The organism is Methylibium sp. T29 (genome assembly GCF_000576205.1).
GTDB lineage: Bacteria > Pseudomonadota > Gammaproteobacteria > Burkholderiales > Burkholderiaceae_C > Methylibium > Methylibium petroleiphilum.
The window spans coordinates 1-18,044 of the sequence record NZ_AZND01000007.1 but is presented as its reverse complement, the minus strand read 5'-3'; the positions used below and the strand labels follow the sequence as shown (position 1 = coordinate 18,044).

Annotated in this window: 20 protein-coding genes, 1 tRNA gene and 3 pseudogenes; 14 read left to right on the top strand and 10 right to left on the bottom strand. The window is 68.4% G+C overall.

Annotated features, from left to right (window positions below; all coding sequences use genetic code 11):
• Positions 1-19 precede the first annotated feature (19 nt).
• Entirely contained in the window at positions 20-664 is a 645-nt protein-coding gene (locus x551_RS02395; protein WP_011828131.1) for a hemolysin III family protein, read from the top strand.
• Positions 665-682: 18 nt separating this feature from the next.
• Here the strand turns inward: x551_RS02395 and miaB are convergent, their stop codons facing one another.
• Positions 683-2,056 carry a tRNA (N6-isopentenyl adenosine(37)-C2)-methylthiotransferase MiaB gene (gene miaB, locus x551_RS02390; RefSeq protein WP_036229637.1) on the bottom strand — a complete coding sequence of 458 codons (1,374 nt, stop codon included), beginning with the start codon at positions 2,054-2,056 and terminating at the stop codon, positions 683-685.
• On the bottom strand, positions 2,053-2,304 hold the full coding sequence (locus x551_RS02385; protein WP_231497506.1) for a hypothetical protein: 252 nt from the start codon (positions 2,302-2,304) through the stop codon (positions 2,053-2,055). Before x551_RS02385 ends, miaB begins: the two co-directional genes overlap by 4 nt.
• 377 nt (positions 2,305-2,681) lie before the next feature.
• On the opposite strand from x551_RS02385, the gene x551_RS02380 reads away from it, so the two are divergent.
• Entirely contained in the window at positions 2,682-3,134 is a 453-nt protein-coding gene (locus tag x551_RS02380; RefSeq protein ID WP_036229638.1) for a DUF3568 family protein, read from the top strand.
• Between the two features lie 35 nt (positions 3,135-3,169).
• Here x551_RS02380 and x551_RS02375 read toward each other — a convergent pair whose 3' ends face one another.
• The 3 genes from x551_RS02375 to x551_RS02365 form a co-directional block, all read right to left on the bottom strand.
• On the bottom strand, positions 3,170-3,418 hold the full coding sequence (locus x551_RS02375; RefSeq protein WP_041929503.1) for a hypothetical protein: 249 nt from the start codon (positions 3,416-3,418) through the stop codon (positions 3,170-3,172).
• 112 nt (positions 3,419-3,530) lie between these two features.
• Positions 3,531-3,776 (bottom strand): hypothetical protein, encoded by a 246-nt coding sequence (locus x551_RS02370; protein WP_036229640.1) that lies wholly within the window; start codon positions 3,774-3,776, stop codon positions 3,531-3,533.
• A gap of 122 nt (positions 3,777-3,898) precedes the next feature.
• Positions 3,899-3,975 (bottom strand) — tRNA-Met (locus tag x551_RS02365).
• A 121-nt stretch (positions 3,976-4,096) separates the two neighbouring features.
• On the opposite strand from x551_RS02365, the gene x551_RS02360 reads away from it, so the two are divergent.
• Positions 4,097-4,495, top strand: a complete 399-nt coding sequence (locus x551_RS02360; RefSeq protein ID WP_011828149.1) for a hypothetical protein — start codon at positions 4,097-4,099, stop codon at positions 4,493-4,495.
• Between the two features lie 10 nt (positions 4,496-4,505).
• Here x551_RS02360 and x551_RS02355 read toward each other — a convergent pair whose 3' ends face one another.
• Both x551_RS02355 and x551_RS02350 read right to left on the bottom strand, forming a co-directional pair.
• Positions 4,506-4,700, bottom strand: a complete 195-nt coding sequence (locus tag x551_RS02355; protein WP_011828150.1) for a DUF2905 domain-containing protein — start codon at positions 4,698-4,700, stop codon at positions 4,506-4,508.
• A 15-nt stretch (positions 4,701-4,715) separates the two neighbouring features.
• Positions 4,716-5,792 carry an SAM-dependent methyltransferase gene (locus x551_RS02350; RefSeq protein WP_152543377.1) on the bottom strand — a complete coding sequence of 359 codons (1,077 nt, stop codon included), beginning with the start codon at positions 5,790-5,792 and terminating at the stop codon, positions 4,716-4,718.
• A gap of 78 nt (positions 5,793-5,870) precedes the next feature.
• Between x551_RS02350 and x551_RS02345 the strand changes: the two genes are divergently transcribed.
• Genes x551_RS02345 through x551_RS02330 form a run of 4 tightly spaced genes read left to right on the top strand, consistent with a single transcriptional unit; the run spans position 5,871 to position 8,646 of the window.
• Positions 5,871-6,650: an SDR family oxidoreductase gene (locus x551_RS02345; protein WP_036229643.1), complete on the top strand. Its 780-nt coding sequence runs from the start codon at positions 5,871-5,873 to the stop codon at positions 6,648-6,650.
• 1 nt (position 6,651) lies between these two features.
• Positions 6,652-7,053, top strand: coding sequence for a dihydroneopterin aldolase (locus x551_RS02340; protein ID WP_036229644.1), 402 nt, complete (start codon positions 6,652-6,654; stop codon positions 7,051-7,053).
• Positions 7,050-7,991: a tRNA 2-thiocytidine(32) synthetase TtcA gene (gene ttcA / locus x551_RS02335; protein WP_011828154.1), complete on the top strand. Its 942-nt coding sequence runs from the start codon at positions 7,050-7,052 to the stop codon at positions 7,989-7,991. The genes x551_RS02340 and ttcA overlap by 4 nt, the downstream gene beginning before the upstream one ends.
• A gap of 19 nt (positions 7,992-8,010) precedes the next feature.
• Entirely contained in the window at positions 8,011-8,646 is a 636-nt protein-coding gene (locus x551_RS02330) for a DUF4136 domain-containing protein (RefSeq protein WP_011828155.1), read from the top strand.
• 4 nt (positions 8,647-8,650) lie between these two features.
• Here x551_RS02330 and x551_RS02325 read toward each other — a convergent pair whose 3' ends face one another.
• Positions 8,651-9,526 (bottom strand): DUF6279 family lipoprotein, encoded by an 876-nt coding sequence (locus x551_RS02325; RefSeq protein ID WP_148210875.1) that lies wholly within the window; start codon positions 9,524-9,526, stop codon positions 8,651-8,653.
• On the opposite strand from x551_RS02325, the pseudogene glmU reads away from it, so the two are divergent.
• Together glmU and x551_RS02315 are read left to right on the top strand one after the other, a co-directional pair.
• Positions 9,525-10,898: pseudogene (gene glmU, locus x551_RS02320) on the top strand (bifunctional UDP-N-acetylglucosamine diphosphorylase/glucosamine-1-phosphate N-acetyltransferase GlmU); the annotation flags it as partial. The gene x551_RS02325 and the pseudogene glmU overlap by 2 nt on opposite strands.
• A 244-nt stretch (positions 10,899-11,142) precedes the next feature.
• On the top strand, positions 11,143-11,508 hold the full coding sequence (locus tag x551_RS02315) for a DnaJ domain-containing protein (RefSeq protein ID WP_036247447.1): 366 nt from the start codon (positions 11,143-11,145) through the stop codon (positions 11,506-11,508).
• A 140-nt stretch (positions 11,509-11,648) separates the two neighbouring features.
• On the opposite strand, the gene x551_RS02310 is transcribed toward x551_RS02315, so the two are convergent.
• A complete protein-coding gene (locus x551_RS02310; protein ID WP_036229646.1) occupies positions 11,649-12,137 on the bottom strand; it encodes an Lrp/AsnC family transcriptional regulator in 489 nt (162 codons plus the stop codon).
• Positions 12,138-12,289: 152 nt separating this feature from the next.
• Between x551_RS02310 and glmS the strand changes: the two are divergent.
• The 4 genes and pseudogenes from glmS (at position 12,290) to x551_RS02290 (ending at position 16,511) form a co-directional block, all read left to right on the top strand.
• Positions 12,290-14,148, top strand: a pseudogene (glmS, locus tag x551_RS02305) (glutamine--fructose-6-phosphate transaminase (isomerizing)).
• Between the two features lie 46 nt (positions 14,149-14,194).
• Positions 14,195-14,695: a hypothetical protein gene (locus x551_RS02300; protein ID WP_152543376.1), complete on the top strand. Its 501-nt coding sequence runs from the start codon at positions 14,195-14,197 to the stop codon at positions 14,693-14,695.
• 291 nt (positions 14,696-14,986) lie between these two features.
• Positions 14,987-16,113 (top strand): annotated as a pseudogene (locus x551_RS02295) (aminotransferase class V-fold PLP-dependent enzyme).
• 38 nt (positions 16,114-16,151) lie between these two features.
• On the top strand, positions 16,152-16,511 hold the full coding sequence (locus x551_RS02290; protein WP_036229650.1) for a translation initiation factor Sui1: 360 nt from the start codon (positions 16,152-16,154) through the stop codon (positions 16,509-16,511).
• Between the two features lie 33 nt (positions 16,512-16,544).
• Here the strand turns inward: x551_RS02290 and fliE are convergent, their stop codons facing one another.
• Positions 16,545-16,877, bottom strand: a complete 333-nt coding sequence (gene fliE / locus x551_RS02285; protein ID WP_011828164.1) for a flagellar hook-basal body complex protein FliE — start codon at positions 16,875-16,877, stop codon at positions 16,545-16,547.
• A 185-nt stretch (positions 16,878-17,062) separates the two neighbouring features.
• On the opposite strand from fliE, the gene fliF reads away from it, so the two are divergent.
• Positions 17,063-18,044: flagellar basal-body MS-ring/collar protein FliF (fliF, locus tag x551_RS02280; protein ID WP_036247436.1), on the top strand; the 982-nt coding region annotated here is incomplete at its 3' end.

The following is an 18,044-nucleotide window of genomic DNA, read 5'->3' as shown; positions in this document are numbered from 1 at the left end:
AGAAGCCGGAGCGTGCGCCATGGTCCTGCCCGAGCGCCCACAGACTGCCGCCGAGGAGTTGGCCAACGCGGTCAGCCATGGCCTCGGGCTGCTGCTGGCGCTGGCGTCCTTGCCGGTGGTCGTGGAGTTCGCGGCGCGGCACGGCAGCCCGGTGAAGCTGGTCGGCGTCAGCGTGTTCTCGGCGACGATGATCCTGGTGTACTTCGCGTCCGCGCTGTATCACGCGCTGCCGCCGGGGCGGGCCAAGCGATGGTGCAACACGCTGGATCATGTGGCGATCTACCTCTTCATCGCAGGCAGCTACACACCGGTCGCGCTGGGCCGGCTGCCCGACGGGCCGGGCTGGACGCTGCTGGGTCTGGTGTGGGCGCTGGCCGTCATCGGCGCCTTGCTCAAGATCACCCGGCGGCTGGCGAATCCATTGCTGTCGACCGCGCTCTACGTGGCGATGGGCTGGCTCGCGGTGTTTGCCGCCGGCCCGGTGTTGCGCGACCTGCCGCTGGGCATGCTGGCCTGGCTGCTGGCGGGCGGCCTGGCCTACCTGGTGGGCGTCGTGTTCTTCGTGCTCGACTCGCGTCTGCGCTTCGGGCACTTCGTCTGGCACCTGTTCGTGCTGGCCGGCAGCACCTGCCACTTCTTTGCGGTGCTGGGGCCGGCCGTCTGAGCGGCCGCGCAGCAGCCGTCAGGCCGGCTGCGGGCTGCGCTCCCGCAGCAGCACCTCGCCGCGCAGCGAGTGCGGGTAGGCCTCGGTGATCGTCACGTCGATCAGCTGTCCGGTCAGGCGGGCCGGACCGGCGAAGTTGACGATGCGGTTGCACTCGGTGCGGCCCATCAACTCGTGGCCGGCATTGAGATCAGGCCGGCGCGACGGCCCTTCGACGAGGATGCGCTGCACGGTGCCGACGCGGCTCTGGCCGATGCGCCGGCCGTTGGCCTCGATCGCTTCCTGCACCTGCTGCAAACGGGCCAGCTTGAGTTCGCGCGGCGCGTCGTCGTGCAGTGCCGCGGCCGGCGTGCCGGGGCGGGCGCTGTAGATGAAGCTGAAGCTGTGGTCGAAGCCCACGTCCTCGATCAACTTCATCGTGCGCGCGTGGTCGTCATCGGTCTCGCCGGGGAAGCCGACGATGAAGTCGGTCGACAGGCTGATGTCGGGCCGGATCGCGCGCAGCTTGCGGATCGAAGACTTGTACTCCAGCGACGTGTAGCCGCGCTTCATCGCGCTCAGGATGCGGTCGCTGCCGTGCTGCACCGGCAGGTGCAGGTGGTTCACGAGCTGCGGCACGCGGGCGTACACGTCGATCAGCCGCTGCGAGAACTCGTTCGGATGGCTGGTGGTGTAGCGGATGCGGGCGATGCCCGGGATCTCCGCCACGTACTCCAGCAGCAGCGCGAAGTCGGCGATCTCGGCCGTGTCGCCCATGCGGCCGCGGTAGCCGTTGACGTTCTGGCCCAGCAGCGTCACTTCCTTGACGCCCTGGTCGGCCAGGCTGGCCACTTCGGTGAGAACGTCGTCGAACGGCCGCGACACTTCCTCGCCGCGCGTGTAGGGCACGACGCAGTAGCTGCAGTACTTGGAGCAGCCTTCCATGATCGAGACGAAGGCGGTCGCGCCGTCGACGCGCGCCGGCGGCAGATGGTCGAACTTCTCGATCTCGGGGAAGCTGATGTCGACCTGCGGGCGCTGCTGCGCATCGCGACGAGCCAGCATTTCCGGCAGGCGGTGCAGCGTCTGCGGACCGAACACCACGTCGACGTAAGGCGCACGCTCGATCAGTGCCGCGCCTTCCTGGCTGGCAACGCAGCCGCCCACGCCGATCTTCACGCCCCTGGCCTTCAGGTGTTTCACGCGCCCCAGGTCGCTGAACACCTTCTCCTGTGCCTTCTCGCGCACGGAGCAGGTGTTGAAGAGGATCAGGTCGGCCTGCTCCACGTCGGTCGTGGGCTCATAGCCCTCGGCCGCGCGCAGCACGTCGGCCATCTTGTCCGAGTCGTACTCGTTCATCTGGCAACCGAAGGTCTTGATGAAGACCTTCTTGCCGGTGCCGGCGGCGCTCATGGCTTGGTCCAGGCCTGCGCGGCCGGGTCGAAGGACCAGCGCGCGGCCTCGTCGGCGGTCTTCGGCCAGAGGCCGGTTTTCTCTTCGGCGCGCAGCACCCATACGTCCTTGACCAGGCCCAGCGTGTCGACGGTGTAGTGCGCCATGAAACGCTGGCCGATCAGTGCCCCGGACACCTGCACGAGGTTGTTGGTGTCGCGCAGCCTGGCCCCGGGCGCGAGCCGAGCCGGCTTGCCGTTGAGCAGCACGTCGGGGGATTCACCATCGCGATCTCACCGCGCAGCGCGTTGTAGGGGAAGTTGCGCTGCACCTGGGCAGACGCGGCGAACGGGGCACTCAGAGCGAGCACGAGCAGGGCACAGCGGTACATGGTGTGGATCCAGTGGCTGCAGAGGGGGAAGCTCGAAATTGTAGTGACCCGCAGAGCCTGTCGGACTTGTTCGAAAACGTACCGGCGGTGACTTTCGCGGATGCCAGATCCGTCACGAACGCTGGCAGGTTTCGGGAGGTTTGAACGACCCTGGCCGCATGCCGCCTCATGGCGCGGAAGTTGCCTTGCCCCTTCGATTCTCAAGTGCCGGAGCGCGGAATGTCATCGAACCCTGGTCGGATCCTGGCGTCGTGGATGCGCTTGCTGGCCTTGGTGGGGATGGGGGCGTCGCTGTCCGGCTGCGGCGCGCTGGCGATCACCGCACTCGGCGTCGGCGCCTCGGCCGGCGTCTCGCACACGGCGAGCGGCACGAGCTACCGCACTTTCACAGCCAGCGCCACGCAGGTGAAGGCGGCCTCGCTCGCGGCCCTGAGCAAGATGGGCGTCACCGTCGAAGGCATCGCCAAGACCGAGAGTGGTGAACTGATCAAGGGCAACTCTGCGGATCGCAGCATCGAGGTCGAACTCGAGGCGATGAGCAAGTCCACGACGCAGATGCGCGCTTCGGCGAAGCGCAACCTGTTCGTCCACGATGCCGCCACGGCGAAGGAGATCGTCGAGCAGACCGAGCGCGCCATGGCGGCGGCCGACAAGCGTGCCAAGGCCGCGACCACCAGCTACCTGGTCAGGGCTTCGGGCTCACTGTGATCCGGAGCATTTGCCCGGGACCTTGACGGCGGATGTCAGGAGGCCACGGCCTCGCGCAGCCGGATCGCCTGGTGACCGATGTCGAGCGCATGCCGCAGCGCCGCGGCCGGCGCCTCGAAGCGGTGGCCGCCGGAGACCCGGTCGCTGCTGAACACCACTTCGGGCGGTTGGTCAGCACCGCGCACGCGATGCACCTCGACCGCGGCCGTGTAGCCGCCGCGGGCGGCGTCCAGGGCGCCGGCGTAGATGCGGAAATCGCCGACCTCACGTTCTTGCAGGTTCATCCAGAGCTCCTTTTCGGCGGCGGTCGCCAAAGTTGAATCGAAGCATCGGTGATTCGCCGGCAGCGAACCATCCCTCACTGGCGTCCGCCCCGAATGGGGGAGGTCGAGCTGTTCAGCCACGGACATGTTTGGCAAGCAGATAGATGGCGACCGTGCCGGCGAACAGCACCACGGATAGCGCACGCCAGGCATTGAACGCACCGCTCCTGTGGTGACGCGACGGTGGGGCCCGGCGTTGTCGATGCGCATGGTCATCTTCGCCATGCAGCAGCGAATAGGACGTGGAGGTCTTGAACTCGCTCGGCCGGTCGTCGGTCCGCTCGCGGTCCCAGTTGAAGGCTTGAGTGTCGTGGCGCATGCGCGCAGTGTCTGCCTGCACCCAGCCGTGCTGAATCCCGCGCTCGCGGGCCCCGCAGATGCGGGTGGACCGACGCCACGCCGCAAACGAGAAGCCCCGCACGGGGCGGGGCTCGGGTGTCTTGGTGGCGCTTCAGGGATTCGAACCCCGGACCTGCGGATTATGATTCCGTCGCTCTAACCGACTGAGCTAAAGCGCCAAAGCCGCGCATTATAGCGAGCCTTCTCTTGGCTTGCGAGTGCCGCACGGTTTTCGGGGCAGCGCCCTGCCTGTGCCAGCATCGGGCCGCGATGCGCAGCACGCATCGAACGAGGTGTTCCATGGGCTGGTGGCGATCAGACCTCGCGGATGGGATCCGCAAGCGCGGATTCCGCAAGTGGTACGAGCGCGAGTTGATCTCCAGCCATGCGCATCTGGTGCTCACCTTCATGTGCATGGTCGGGCTGCTGGGCGGCTTGGAGGTTTACGACCGCCGCGCGCCGTTGAGCGACCAGATGGTGACGGGTATCTCGGTGCTGTTGTCGGCGGGGATCGGCTTGTGGGCGTTGCGCCGCTACCTGTTCCTGTTGCTGCATGCGGAAACCACCGCCAACCAGGCGGTGTGCCCGCAGTGCGATGCCTATGCCCGCTTCGATGTGGCTGCCGGGCCGCAGGCCGAGGCCGATGCGGTCGCCGTCCGATGTCGTGGCTGCGGGCAGGAGTGGACGATCACGCGCTGAGGAGCGCCTGTCAGATCAGTTCGCCGACGGCCATGGCCAGGAAGCTCAGCAGCAGCGTCGTCGCGATCGGCAGCGACCATTCCCGGCCGCCTAGGCGGAAGTTCAGGTCGCCGGGTAGGCGGCCGAGGCCGAACTTCTGGAGCCAGGGCCGCAGGCCGTTGAAGACGACCAGCGTGATGACGACAACGAGCAGCCAGCGCAGCATGGTGGGGTTCCGGTCTCAGAGCATGTGGCTGCGATCGCCCTGGGCGAAGCCGATCGCATCGAAAGGCTCGCAGGCCGCGAAGCCGATCACCTTGAACAGCTCGCCCATCTCGTGCTCGGTCAGCAGCTTCTGCGCCGCGGCGATGGCGCGCAGGTCGGCGCCCTGCAGGTCGTCGAGCAGGCCGCAATTCATCAGGAAACGCGCCTGGGTGGTGTAGCCCAGCACCGCGAGCCCGGCGTTCTGGCCGGCCAGCGCGATGCCGGTGAAATCGACGTGGGCGGTGATGTCCTTGTCGCCCACGTCGCTCAGCGGGTCGCCGTCGGCCTGGTGCGCGCGGTGGCACATCAGCGTGCCGCCGATGCGCTGCGGATGATGGAACTCGGCCTCGGGGAAACCGTAGTCGATGAAGAAGGCCGCACCGCGCCGGAGCGTGGCGGCCAGCGTGCGGATGAAGGCCTCGCCCTGGCGCTGCAGTTCGACGGTGGTGCCAGGTACGCGGTCGGCGGCCAGCGGCGGGCGCAGTGAGGTCGGGCGGTCGGCATACATGAAGCGGCCGTCGGAGAACACCACGCCGCGCTCGAGCCACTGGCGGCCATCGAAGTGCAGCAGGGCCACCGGCATCGCATCGAGCACCTCGTTACCGACCAGCACGCCGTCGATCCGCTCCGGCAGGCGGTCCAGCCACACGGCCTTCGCCGCGTGCTGCGTCGGCACCCGCGCGGCGATCGTGGTTCGCTGACGCTCGCGCAGCGCTCCGGACAGGTCGACGATGACGTAGCGGTCGATCCGTTCGCCCAGTGCCTCCAGCAACTGCGTGGCCAGCGCTCCCGAACCGGCGCCGAACTCCCACACTTCGCGCGTACCGGTGGCGTCCAGGGCCTGGCCTATCTGGCGCGCCAGGGCGCGGCCGAACACCGGGCTCAGCTCGGGTGCGGTGACGAAATCACTGCCCGAGCCCGGCATCAGGCCGAACTGGCGATCGCCGCGCACGTAGTAGCCCAGACCGGGTGCATACAGTACGAGCTCCATGTAGCGCTCGAAGCCGAGCCAGCCTCCGGCGCGCTCGATCTCCGTTGCGATCCGCGCTTTCAAGGCCTCTTGCAGGCTCGGCAAAGGGGGGCTGGCTACACTGACGGGGCTCGATTCCACCCCTCCATTGTCCCGCACGACATGAGCGTCGATTCCCGTCCCGTGGTGCTCGTCACCGGTGCCGCACGGCGCGTCGGCCGCGCCATCGCGCTCGAACTGGCCGCGCACGGCTTCGACGTGGCGGTGCACAGCCATCGGGCCAGCGACGAGTCGATCGACACGCTGCAGGCAGCCCGCGCGGCCGGTGCGCGCGCCGAGGCTTTCGTGGCCGACCTGGCCGACGAGACCGCCTGCCGCGCGCTGCTGCCTGCCGTGGCCGAGCGCATGGGGCGCATCGACGCGGTGGTGAACAACGCCTCGCGCTTCGAGTACGACGGCGCAGGGGACTGCAGCTACGCGTCGATGGCCGAGCACTGGCAGGTCAACACCGCCGCGCCGGTGCTGCTGGCGGCCGCGCTGCACCAGCGGCTGAGCGGTAGCGCGGGGCGTGGCTGTGTCGTCAACCTGCTCGACCAGAAGCTGTGGAACCCGAATCCGGATCATTTTTCGTACACGCTGTCGAAGGCCGCGCTGGAGGCGGCGACCACGCTGCAGGCGCAGGCCTTCGCGCCCACGCTGCGCGTGGTTGGTGTCGCGCCCGGCGTCACGCTGCCGTCGGGCCCGATGGACAGCACGGAGTTCGTGCGCGCACACGCGATGACGCCGCTGCGCCGTTCATCGACGCCCGAGGACGTGGCCCGTGCCGTGCGCTTCCTGATCGAGTCGCCGGCCATCACCGGCACCACGCTGCTGGTCGACGGCGGGCAGCACCTGTCCGCGCAGCCGCGCGACGTGCTGTTCCTTGCGCGCGAGGGGGTTTGAGGTGCCGCACTGGACCCTGCATCCCCGGCTGGCGGCGTGCCGGCGTGTGTTCCTGAAGTCGTATGCGCTGCCGGTGCGCATCGGCGTGCACGACTTCGAGCGCGTGGGTCCGCAGCGGCTGCTGATCGACGTCGATCTGTACGTGCCGCTGGTGGCCAGCACGCCGCGCGACGACCGGCTCGACGAGGTGGTCGACTACGACTTCATCCGCCACGCCATCGCCGAGCGCGTGGCGCAGGGCCACATCGGGCTGCAGGAAACGCTGTGCGACGAGATCGCCGCGCGCATGCTGGCCCATCCACAGGTGCGCGCGGTACGCGTGTCGACCGAGAAACCCGACGTCTACGCCGACTGCGCTGCGGTCGGCGTGGAGGTGTTCCACATCAAGGAGAGCGACGCATGAGTGCCGTCGTCATCGAGCCCGGCGTCACGCAACGTCAGGCCGGCAAGCCCGCCTTCGAGGCCAACAAGCTCAGCAAGCGCCTGCACCGGCTGGTCGGCCAGGCCATCGGCGACTTCAACATGATCGAGCCCGGCGACAAGCTCATGGTCTGCGTGTCGGGCGGCAAGGACAGCTACGCGCTGCTCGACATCCTGCTGAACCTGCAGCAGCGCGCGCCGATCGACTTCTCGCTCGTCGCGGTCAACCTCGACCAGAAACAGCCCGACTTTCCCGAGCACGTGCTGCCCGAATACCTGGCGAGCCGCGGTGTGCCTTTCCACATCGAGAACCAGGACACCTACTCCATCGTCAAGCGCGTGGTGCCAGAAGGCAAGACGATGTGCAGCCTGTGCTCGCGGCTGAGGCGCGGCATCCTGTACCGTGTGGCCGGTGAGCTGGGGGCGACCAAGATCGCGCTCGGCCACCACCGCGACGACATGCTGCAGACGCTGTTCCTCAACATGTTCTTCGGCGCCAAGCTCAAGGGCATGCCGCCCAAGCTGGTCAGCGACGACGGCCGGCATGTCGTGATCCGCCCGCTGGCCTACGTGCCCGAACACGACCTGGAAGCGTGGGCCGCGCACCGCCAGTTCCCCATCATCCCCTGCACCCTGTGCGGCAGCCAGGAGAACCTGCAGCGCAAGCAGATCGCGCAGATGCTGCGCGACTGGGAGCGCCAGCACCCCGGCCGGCTCGACAACATGGCCAGCGCGCTGGCCAACGTGGTGCCTTCTCATCTGCAGGACCGGAACCTCTACCCCTTCACCACCCTCCAAGCCACCGGAAGAGCCGACGAACTGGGCGACAAGGCCTTCGATGACGACGAGACCTGTGCGCCGCCCGGCGCGGCGTCGGTCATCGAGGCCGCGATGCCTATCCGTTGGCATGGGCAAGGCTGAGTCAGGGCAAGGAGTCCGCATGCATCGAACCCGATCCGCCATGGCATCGCTGGCGGCATGCGCCGCGGCGCTGCTCGTCGCCGGTTGCGCCAGCCTCAACAGCGTGGCCGTTGACGTGTCCAGCCAAGGGAGCTGGCCGGCCGATCGCAAGCCGGGCAGCTACGCGGTCGAACGCCTGCCGTCGCAACAGGCGAACGCGGCCGAGCAGGACCGCATCGAGGCCGCGGCCCTGCCGGCGCTCGAGGCAGCCGGCTTCACTCGCGTCCCGTCCGAGCAGGCCGATGTGCTGATCCAGGTCGGGGCCCGGGTGTTCGAGGTGGCGCGCCGCGATCCCTACATGAGCCATTGGGCCTGGCGCAACGACTGGTGGTTCTACGGCGCGCGCCGACCGTTCTTCCATGGGCCGGGCTTCGGCTATGCACCGGGGTTCGGCTATGACTATTACGACATCCCGGATTACCAGCGCGAGGTCGGCATCCTGATCCGTGATCGGCGTAGCCAGCAGATCGTCTACGAGACGCGTGCCGCCTATTCGAGTCGCTGGACCTCGGAGGCGCTGCTGCCGGCGATGTTCGAGGCGGCGATGAAGGACTTTCCGCTGCCGGCGCTGACGCCGCGGACGGTGACGGTGGCGTTGCCCCCCTCGGCGCGCTGATCGATCAGGCGGGCGTCGCGAGACGCCGCAGGTCGGCCGCCCACCCTCTGAGCTTGCGCTGGGCCTCGTGCCGTTGCTCGGGCGTCGTGCGGTTGTGGATCTGCGCGAGCAGTTCGCAGTTCGCCGCGTCGAGGCGACGCTGGTAGCTCTGGTAGGCGTCGTCCGGCGAGCGCTTGACCTCTTGCCAGTGAGTCCGCAGTGCGTCGGTGGCCGAGGTGACCGACAGTGCGCCGGACTGCGCCTGCCGCAGGATCAGCAGCAGGTCGCGCTGCCGACGCTGCCGCTCGGCCAGCCAGCGTTCCGGCTCGAACGGCGATTTGCTCAAGGATTGCGCGATGCGCTCGCGCTGCAAGCGGTCGAGCCGGCCATACAGCTGCTCGGCCCGATCGACCACGCGCTCGACCGCCGCCGCGCGCCGCTCGGCCGGGTCGGGCTGCAGGAAGTCGTCTCGGAACTCGGCGTTGTTCTTCGCCTGCTTGCGTTCCAGGCGATTCAATTGCTCCGGGCTGAAGCTCATGGCAATGGCTGCGGTGTCGGGCAGTGCGTGGTCGACAGCGCGATCGATGCGCAGGCGCACCTCGTCGAACCAGCGGCAGGCCTGGGCGGGCGTGGCGTCCTGGCCTGCCTCGGCCGCCGCGCGGTCGAGCAGCGCCACATAGTCCGGTAGCTCGGTCCTGCGATGCCAGGCGAACCACCGGGTGATCGCGTCGCGCGTGCGCAGCGTTTGATCGCCGTTGAAATCGACGTAGCCGTCGAGCCACCAGTACGCGAATTCCCCGGCCTGCGTGTAAGCCAACCGCAGCGCGCTGCAGCCGCCCAGTGCCAACAGCACACAGGCCGCGATAATTCTCCAACCTCTCAACCACCTGACCATCAGCATGCTGGACATCGTGATCATGGCCGCCGGCAAGGGCACCCGCATGAAGTCGAGTCGGCCCAAGGTGCTGCACACCCTGGCCGGGCGAACCTTATTGCAGCACGTGCTGGCCACGGCCGCCGGTCTGGGGGCGCAAAGACTCATCACGATCACGGGTCATGGCGCCGAGCAGGTGGAGGCGGCCATGCGCTCGGCCTTTCCCGCGGCGCCGCTCGCCTTCGTGCGGCAGGAGCCGCAGCTCGGCACCGGGCACGCCGTGCAGCAGGCGGTGCCGCTGCTCGACGATGCCGGCACCACCCTGATCCTCAACGGCGACACGCCGCTGATCGAGGCGTCGACGGCGCGTGCGCTGGTCGATGCCTGCGACGGCACACGGCTCGCGCTGCTGACCATCGACCTGGCCGACCCCACCGGCTACGGCCGCATCCTCCGTGACGGCGACGGGCGGGGCGAGAAGCTGCTCGGCATCGTCGAGCACAAGGATGCCAGCGCGGAACAGCGCGCCGTCCGCGAGGTCTACACCGGCATGATGGCCGCGCCTACCGCGCTGCTGAAGCGCTGGCTCGCGCGCCTGTCCAACGACAACGCCCAGCGCGAGTACTACCTCACCGACGTGGTCGCGATGGCCGTTGCCGACGGCGTGGCGGTGGTCGCTGCGCAGCCCGCCAGCGAGACCGAGGTGCTGGGCGTCAACAGCCCGCTGCAGTTGGCGGATCTGGAGCGCCGTCTGCAGCGCAAGCAGGCCGAGGCACTGCTCGAGGCCGGCGTGCGGCTGGCCGACCCGGCGCGCTTCGACCTGCGCGGTACCTTGGGCTGCGGCAGCGATGTCGAGATCGACGTCAACTGCGTCTTCGAAGGTCGGGTCGAACTCGGCGACGGCGTGCGCATCGGGGCCCACTGCGTGATCCGCGACGCGCGCATCGCCGCGGGTGCGGTGATCCATCCGTTCACGCACATCGACGGTGCCGAGGTCGGTGCGGGCGCGCTGGTCGGGCCGTTCGCGCGCCTGCGGCCGGGCGCCGAACTGGGCGCCGAGGTGCACATCGGCAACTTCGTCGAAGTCAAGAATTCCACGCTCGCGCGCGGCGCCAAGGCCAACCACCTGGCCTACCTGGGGGATGCGACGGTCGGCGAACGCGTGAACTACGGCGCCGGCAGCATCACCGCCAACTACGACGGCGCGAACAAGCACCGCACCGTGATCGGCGACGACGTGCATGTGGGCAGCAACTGCGTGCTCGTTGCACCGGTCACGCTGGGCGCGGGCGCCACGATCGGCGGCGGCAGCACGATCAGCAAGGACGTGCCGGCTGGGCAACTGGGTGTGGCCCGGGCGCGGCAGACCGTGATCGCAGGCTGGCAACGGCCGCAGAAAAACGCTAGCAGTTGTTACGCCGGTAACGGCGGGCCGAGCGGGCGCGCGGCCTTGCGTGGGCACGGTGGGCGCGCCGGCGGCACAGTTGCAACAGCGGGTTGGAGGATATCGTTCCGGTTGCAGACGCGCCAACTCTGCACGACATGCCGTGACATCGCGCCAGTAGCATCGGAAACCGATGCGACGCCCCAAGATCCCCCATTACTACGGCCGCCTGAAGGTGGCGCCCGACGCGCCGCCCGAAGTGATCCGTGCCGCCTACAAGGCGCTGGTGCAGAAGTACCACCCCGATCGCCATCACGGCAGCGTCCGCCATGAGCTGGTGCTGACGGCCTTGAACAAGGCGCAGGACGTGCTGCTCGACCCCGACCGGCGTGCCGCCCACGACCAGTGGATCCGGCGCGAGGAGATCCGCCTGGGTTATCGCGATCCTGAAGATCAACCGGCACCCGGGTTGCGGGTGCGATTGCAGTTGCTGGCGTCCGGCGTGCGGGAGGGCGGCTTGTCGTTCGGGGAAGCCTGGCTCACCTACCTCACCGGCGCCCAGCGCTTGGCGGTCGGTGCCGTCGGCGTGGTGGCCTGGGGCTCGGTCTCGGTGGCCTGGTGGTGATGCTGTTGCCGCACGACGACGTGCTGAGCGGATTGACGTCGCCGGCCGCGCTGCACAAGTCGCTTTCCGCGGCGGAAGGCGCGGCATCCGCGTCGAACTGAGGAGTGGTCGCCGCGGCGGCGCTCGCCGGTCGGCGCAGCTCACCGCGCGGGCAGCGGCAGTTCGCTGCCGAACTTCGCGCGCTTGATGCTGAAGAAGGCCCGCACGTTGCGCACGTTGGCATCGGCCGTCAGCAGCCGCGCGGTGAAGGCCTGGTAGGCCTCCATGTCGCGCACACCCACCACCAGCATGAAGTCAGGCCCTGGAGAGACCCGCCAGCACTGCTGAACGCTGGCGTCGGCCACGGCGCGTGCCTCGAACGCGTCCAGGCCCTCGCTGGTCTGCACGTCGAGCGTGACCTCGAGCAGCGCATGCAGTTGCGGCAGGCCGGCGTCGGCCAGGCGCTGCGGCGACAACTGGGCGGTCACGCGCTCGATCAATCCCAGCGCATGGAAGCGTCGGACGCGGCGGTGCGTGGTGGCCGTGGCCACGTGGACCTCGGCCGCCAGCGCCTGATTCGAGAGCGACGCGTCGCGCTGCAGTTGCGCGAGCAGCCGGAGGTCGAGGGGATCCAGCGTGATCTTGTTCACGAAATAAATTATATCTAATTAAATAAATTTTGCTCTAAATTTTCATTGTAGAAAGTTTTGAGATTTTTATGCCGTTTCATGATGAATTTAGAAAGCATATTTGTTGCTGCCGTCCCTAGGATGCGCCATCCACAGCTCAGCAAGGCCATCTCATGTGCGGCATCGTCGGCGCGGTAGGCGCGCGCAACATCGTCCCCATCCTCGTCGAGGCCTGAAGCGGCTCGAGTACCGGGGCTATGACTCCTGCGGAGTCGCGGTGCATCAGGACGGCGCGCTGCGCCGCAGCCGCAGTACGTCGCGCGTTGCGGAACTCGACGTGCAGGTGGCCGCCGACGCAGTGCAGGGAACGACCGGCATCGCCCACACGCGCTGGGCCACGCACGGTGCGCCGGCGGTGCACAACGCCCACCCGCATTTCTCCAGCGGCCCGGGCGCCGATGCTGCGCGGCCGGCGCGTATCGCCCTCGTGCACAACGGCATCATCGAGAACCATGACGACCTGCGCGCCGAACTGCAGGCGCGCGGCTACGTCTTCGCGAGCCAGACCGACACCGAGGTCATCGCCCATCTGATCGATTCGCTGTACGACGGCGACCTGTTCGACGCCGTGCAGCAGGCCACGCAGCGGCTCAAGGGCGCCTACGCCATCGCCGTGTTCTGCCGCGACGAACCGCACCGCGTGGTGGGTGCGCGAGAAGGCTCGCCGCTGATCCTGGGCGTGGGGCAGGGCGAGAGCTTCCTCGCGTCGGACGCCATGGCGCTGGCCGGCGTGACCGACCAGATCGTTTACCTGGAAGAGGGCGATGTGGTCGACCTCCAACTCGGCAAGCACTGGATCGTGGCGCGCAATGCAACGACCGGCCGCCACGAGCGCGTGCAGCGCGAAGTGCGCACCGTGCATGCCCACACCGGCGCGGCCGAACTCGGGCCTTATCGCCACTACATGCAGAAGGAGATCTTCGAGCAGCCGCGCGCCATTGCCGACACGCTCGAAGGCGTGCAGGGCATCGTGCCGGAGCTGTTCGGCGACGGCGCGCACCGCGTGTTCAAGGAGATCGACTCGGTGCTGATCCTGGCCTGCGGCACCAGCTACTACGCCGGCTGCACCGCCAAGTACTGGCTGGAGTCCATCGCGCAGATTCCGACGCAGGTGGAAGTGGCCAGCGAATACCGCTACCGCGACAGCGTACCCAACCCCAAGACGCTGGTCGTCACCATCACGCAGAGCGGCGAGACCGCCGACACGCTGGCCGCGCTGAAGCATGCCCGCTCGCTGGGCATGAAGCACACGCTCACCGTATGCAACGTGGCCACCAGCGCGATGGTGCGCGAGTGCTCGCTGGCCTACATCACGCGGGCGGGCGTCGAGATCGGCGTGGCCTCCACCAAGGCCTTCACCACGCAGCTGGCGGGCCTGTTCCTGCTCACACTGATGCTGGCCAAGACCCGTGGGCGCCTGAGCGAGGACGCCGAGGCCGGGCACCTGAAGGCACTGCGCCACCTGCCGGTGGCGCTGCAGGCCGTGCTGGCGCTCGAGCCCCAGGTCATGGCCTGGGCGGAAGAGTTCGCCCGCAAGGAGAACGCGCTCTTCCTGGGCCGCGGGCTGCATTACCCGGTGGCGCTGGAAGGCGCGCTCAAGCTCAAGGAGATCAGCTACATCCACGCCGAGGCCTACCCGGCCGGCGAGCTGAAGCACGGCCCGCTCGCGCTGGTGACCAGCGCGATGCCGGTCGTCACCGTGGCGCCGCACGACGCGTTGCTCGAGAAGCTCAAGAGCAACCTGCAGGAAGTGCGCGCACGCGGCGGCGAGCTGTTCGTGTTTGCCGATGCGGACACGCGGATCGAAAGCAGCGAAGGCGTGCACGTGATCCGCATGCCCGAGCACTACGGCGCCTTGTCGCCGCTACTGCACGTGGTGCCGCTGCAGCTGCTGGCCTATCACACAGCCTGCGCGCGGGGAACCGATGTCGACAAGCCGCGCAACCTCGCGAAGAGCGTGACGGTGGAGTGATAGAACGAGGCGCCGTCGCTGGCGTGACTCCTCATTGCTTTCTCCGGTGCCGCGGCTGAAGATCGACCCGACGAGGGGATCTGCCGGCGGAGGGCGCGCGATGGGAAGCAAGGAATCGGTTGCCACGCTGAGTGGCCTGCTGGTGGCAACGGCACTGGTCCTTCTGCCGGCGCTTCGCGTCTCCGCGGCTGAAAACGGCTCAGGGGCAGCGCGTGATGGCGGTGCGCTCGTCATGGCCAGCTGCGTGGAGGGCAGTCCGCCGCTGGTCTTCGCCAGGGGCGACCCGCGCGCGCTGCTGGATCCCGAAGATCGCGAACGATTCCAGGGCGCGGCCTTGTCGCTCTACCGTGTGCTCGACCGCAGCGCGTTCGCGCCGGTGCAGATCATGCTGTGGGACAAGGGGCCGGGAGAGTGGGTGTACGTGAGCGTGCTGCCGGTCGACGGCGATGCGCAGCGGTCGTGTTTCACGGCCACCTTCACCGCCGAACCCTTCGAGTTCACGCCCGCGCTGATCCGCAAGTACTTTCCGGGCGCAGGCCGCACCTGATGCGAGGTCCGATCGGATGGGCCGCGCCGTGCGCGGTTTCTCGGCCGAGGAGACAATGCAGAGGTTGGCGGGCCAGTCAACGCAGCGCGACGGCTCGAAACGGGAGCCGGGTCATTCGGGTTGACCTCAGCGTGCTGCAGTGATGTTTTGGTACACAGTGGGCGGTGTGCCTCTCCCGGCACGGCTCTCGGCAGCGCTCTGCGCCGACGGCAGGTTTTCGTGTGGCACCCGTGGCCCGCATGGCGGCCACAGCCCCTACAACAGAGACAGTTTTTCTCAGTGGAGTGATCGATGCCTGGCTTGCTGCCGAACGTGGACCCGGAGGGTTTGCTCGAGTACTCGGTGGTCTACACCGACCGTGCCCTCAACCACATGTCCCAGAGTTTCCAGGGGGTCATGCGCGACATCTCGGCCACGCTCAAGCGCGTCTACAACGCGAAGTCGGCCGTCGTCGTGCCCGGCAGCGGCACCTTCGGCATGGAGGCGGTGGCGCGACAGTTCGCTACCGACCGCAAGGTTCTGGTCATCCGCAACGGCTGGTTCAGCTACCGGTGGACGCAGATTCTCGACATGGGCCGCATCGCTTCCGACGCCACGGTGCTGAAGGCTCGCCGCACCGGGCCGGGCGCGCAGGCGCCCTTCGCGCCGGTGCCGATCGACGAGGTGGTGGCCACGATCCGCGCGGAGCGTCCGGCGGTCGTGTTTGCGCCGCACGTCGAGACCTCGGCCGGGATGATCCTGCCCGATGGCTACCTGCGCGCCGTGGCCGACGCCGTGCACGAGGTCGGCGGGCTGTTCGTGCTGGACTGCATTGCATCGGGCACCTTGTGGGTCGACATGCAGGCGACCGGTGTCGACGTGCTGGTCAGCGCGCCCCAGAAGGGTTGGAGCGGGTCGCCCTGCTGTGCGCTGATCGCGATGAGCGCTCTGGCGCGCGAGCGCATCGACGGGACGCAGAGCACCAGCTTCGCCTGCGACCTGCGCAAGTGGCTACAGATCATGGAGGCCTACGAGGCCGGTGGCTACGCCTATCACGCCACGATGCCGACCGATTCGCTGGCCCGCCTGCGCGATGTGATGCGCGAGACCGAGGCCTATGGCTTCGAGAAGGTGCGCGCGGAACAGCAGCAACTGGGCGAGCAGGTGCGTGCGCTGCTGGTGCGCAAGGGCCTGCGCAGCGTGGCGGCCGAAGGCTTCCAGGCGCCCTGCGTGGTGGTCAGCTACACCGAGGACCCGGCCATCCAGTCGGGGCAGAAGTTCCTCGGGCTGGGCCTGCAGGTGGCCGCCGGCGTGCCCTTGCAGTGCGACGAGGGGCCGACTTCCGGACCTTCCGCATCGGCCTGTTCGGTCTCGACAAGCTGCATCACATCGAGCGCACGGTCCGTCACCTCGACGAGGCGCTGACCCGCATCCTCTAGCCGATGGATCGGCGCTGCACCGTGCCGGAGCGTCCGGCATGAAGAGCCGGTCGACCGGCGGCCTGGTCTACTCGACCGAACTCGGCCGGACCTGCCCGGCCTGCCGCCAGGCGATCGCCCAGTGCGCCTGCCGCAGCGCCGGCGCCGTGCCGGCCACCGACGGCATCGTTCGCGTCTCGCGCGAAACCAAGGGTCGCAACGGCAAGGGCGTCACGCTCGTCAAGGGCTTGGGGCTGGAGCCGGCCGCGCTGGCTCAACTGGGCAAGCAGTTGAAGGCCGCCTGTGGATCGGGCGGCACGACGAAGGACGGGGTGATCGAGGTGCAGGGCGATCACTGCGAACGCGTGATCGGTTGGCTCCAGGCCCGCGGACATACGGTCAAGCGCGCCGGCGGCTGACCGACCGCGACGCCGGGCGGTCGCTCACCGGCCTCACATGGCCATGTTCATGATGTCGGTGTAGGCCTGCACCAGCTTGTTGCGCACCTGCAGCGTCGCCTGGAAGCCGATCTGGGCCTTCTGCATCGCGACCATCGTTTCTTCCAGCGAGACCGACGAGTTGCCCAGCTGAACCTGCTTCTGCAGCTCGGTGGCCTGGTTCTGTGCGGAACTCACCGACTTCAGCGCGGCGCTGAAGCTGGTCTGGAAGCTCGCCGGCTCCACGCCCTGCGACTGCGTGGCCAGGCGCACGCGCTCGGCCACCTGCGGCATCCCGGCGCGGGCGGCGGCTTGGGCAAAGTCGAAGGGCTTGAGCTTCACGTCCATGGGGAAGGATCGTAGCCAGGGGCTCGCGGCGCAATGGAGGGAACTGGCGGGATTTGGCCGGCCTGTTCGCCGCTTTTCCGGCTCAAGGGTAACGAAACAATGCCGAGGCGCCGATGGGAATGGTCCCGTCGCGCTTTTCGACCCACGATCCGACACGGACACGCCGCGACGCCCGACCCCTGCCGATGGACACCGCACTTGCCCCCGTGAATTCCCTGCCGCTCACGCCGGCCAACGCCGACGGCTTCGGCTCGCGCCTCGCCGCGCTGCCCGCCGGCCGCAAGTTCACGCTCGGTATCGGCCTGGCCGCGCTGGTGGGCATCGCCTTCGCGATGTCGATGTGGTCCTCGCAGGGCAACTACAAGGTGCTGTACGCCGGCCTGTCCGACAAGGACGGCGGCGCGATCCTGGCCCAGCTGTCGACGATGAACGTGCCCTACAAGCACGCCGACGGCGGCGCCGCGATCCTGGTGCCGGCCGACAAGGTGCACGACGTTCGCCTGAAGCTGGCCTCGGCCGGCCTGCCCAAGGGCTCGATCGTCGGCTTCGAGCTGATGGACAACGCCAAGTTCGGCCAGACGCAGTTTCAGGAGCGCCTGACCTTCCAGCGCGGCCTCGAAGGCGAGCTGACCCGCTCGATCGGTGCGCTGGCTGCGGTGCAGAGCGCCCGCGTTCACCTGGCGCTCCCCAACCAGAACGGCTTCTTCCGCGAACAGCAGAAGCCCAGCGCCTCGGTGTTGCTGACGCTGCACCCCGGCCGCACGCTCGACCGCACGCAGATCGCCGGCATCGTCCACCTCGTGTCGTCGAGCGTTCCCGAGATGGACCCGAAGGCGGTGACCGTGCTCGACGCCACCGGCGCGCTGATCTCCGGCGCCGGCGATGCCGGTTCGGCGGGTGGCCTGGATGCCCAGCAACTGCAGTACGTGGGCCAGATCGAGGGCAACTACACCAAGCGCGTGTTCGACATCCTCGAGCCGGTGCTGGGCCGCGACAACCTGCGTGCCCAGGTCACCGCTGAAGTCGATTTCTCGCAGACCGAGTCCACCTCCGAGGCCTATGCGCCGAACCAGGGCCTGGGCGCCGACGGCAAGCCGGCCGCGGCCACGCTGCGCAGCCACCAGGTCAGCGAAGCCAGCGGCGGCGGCAGCGCCACGCCGGCTGGCG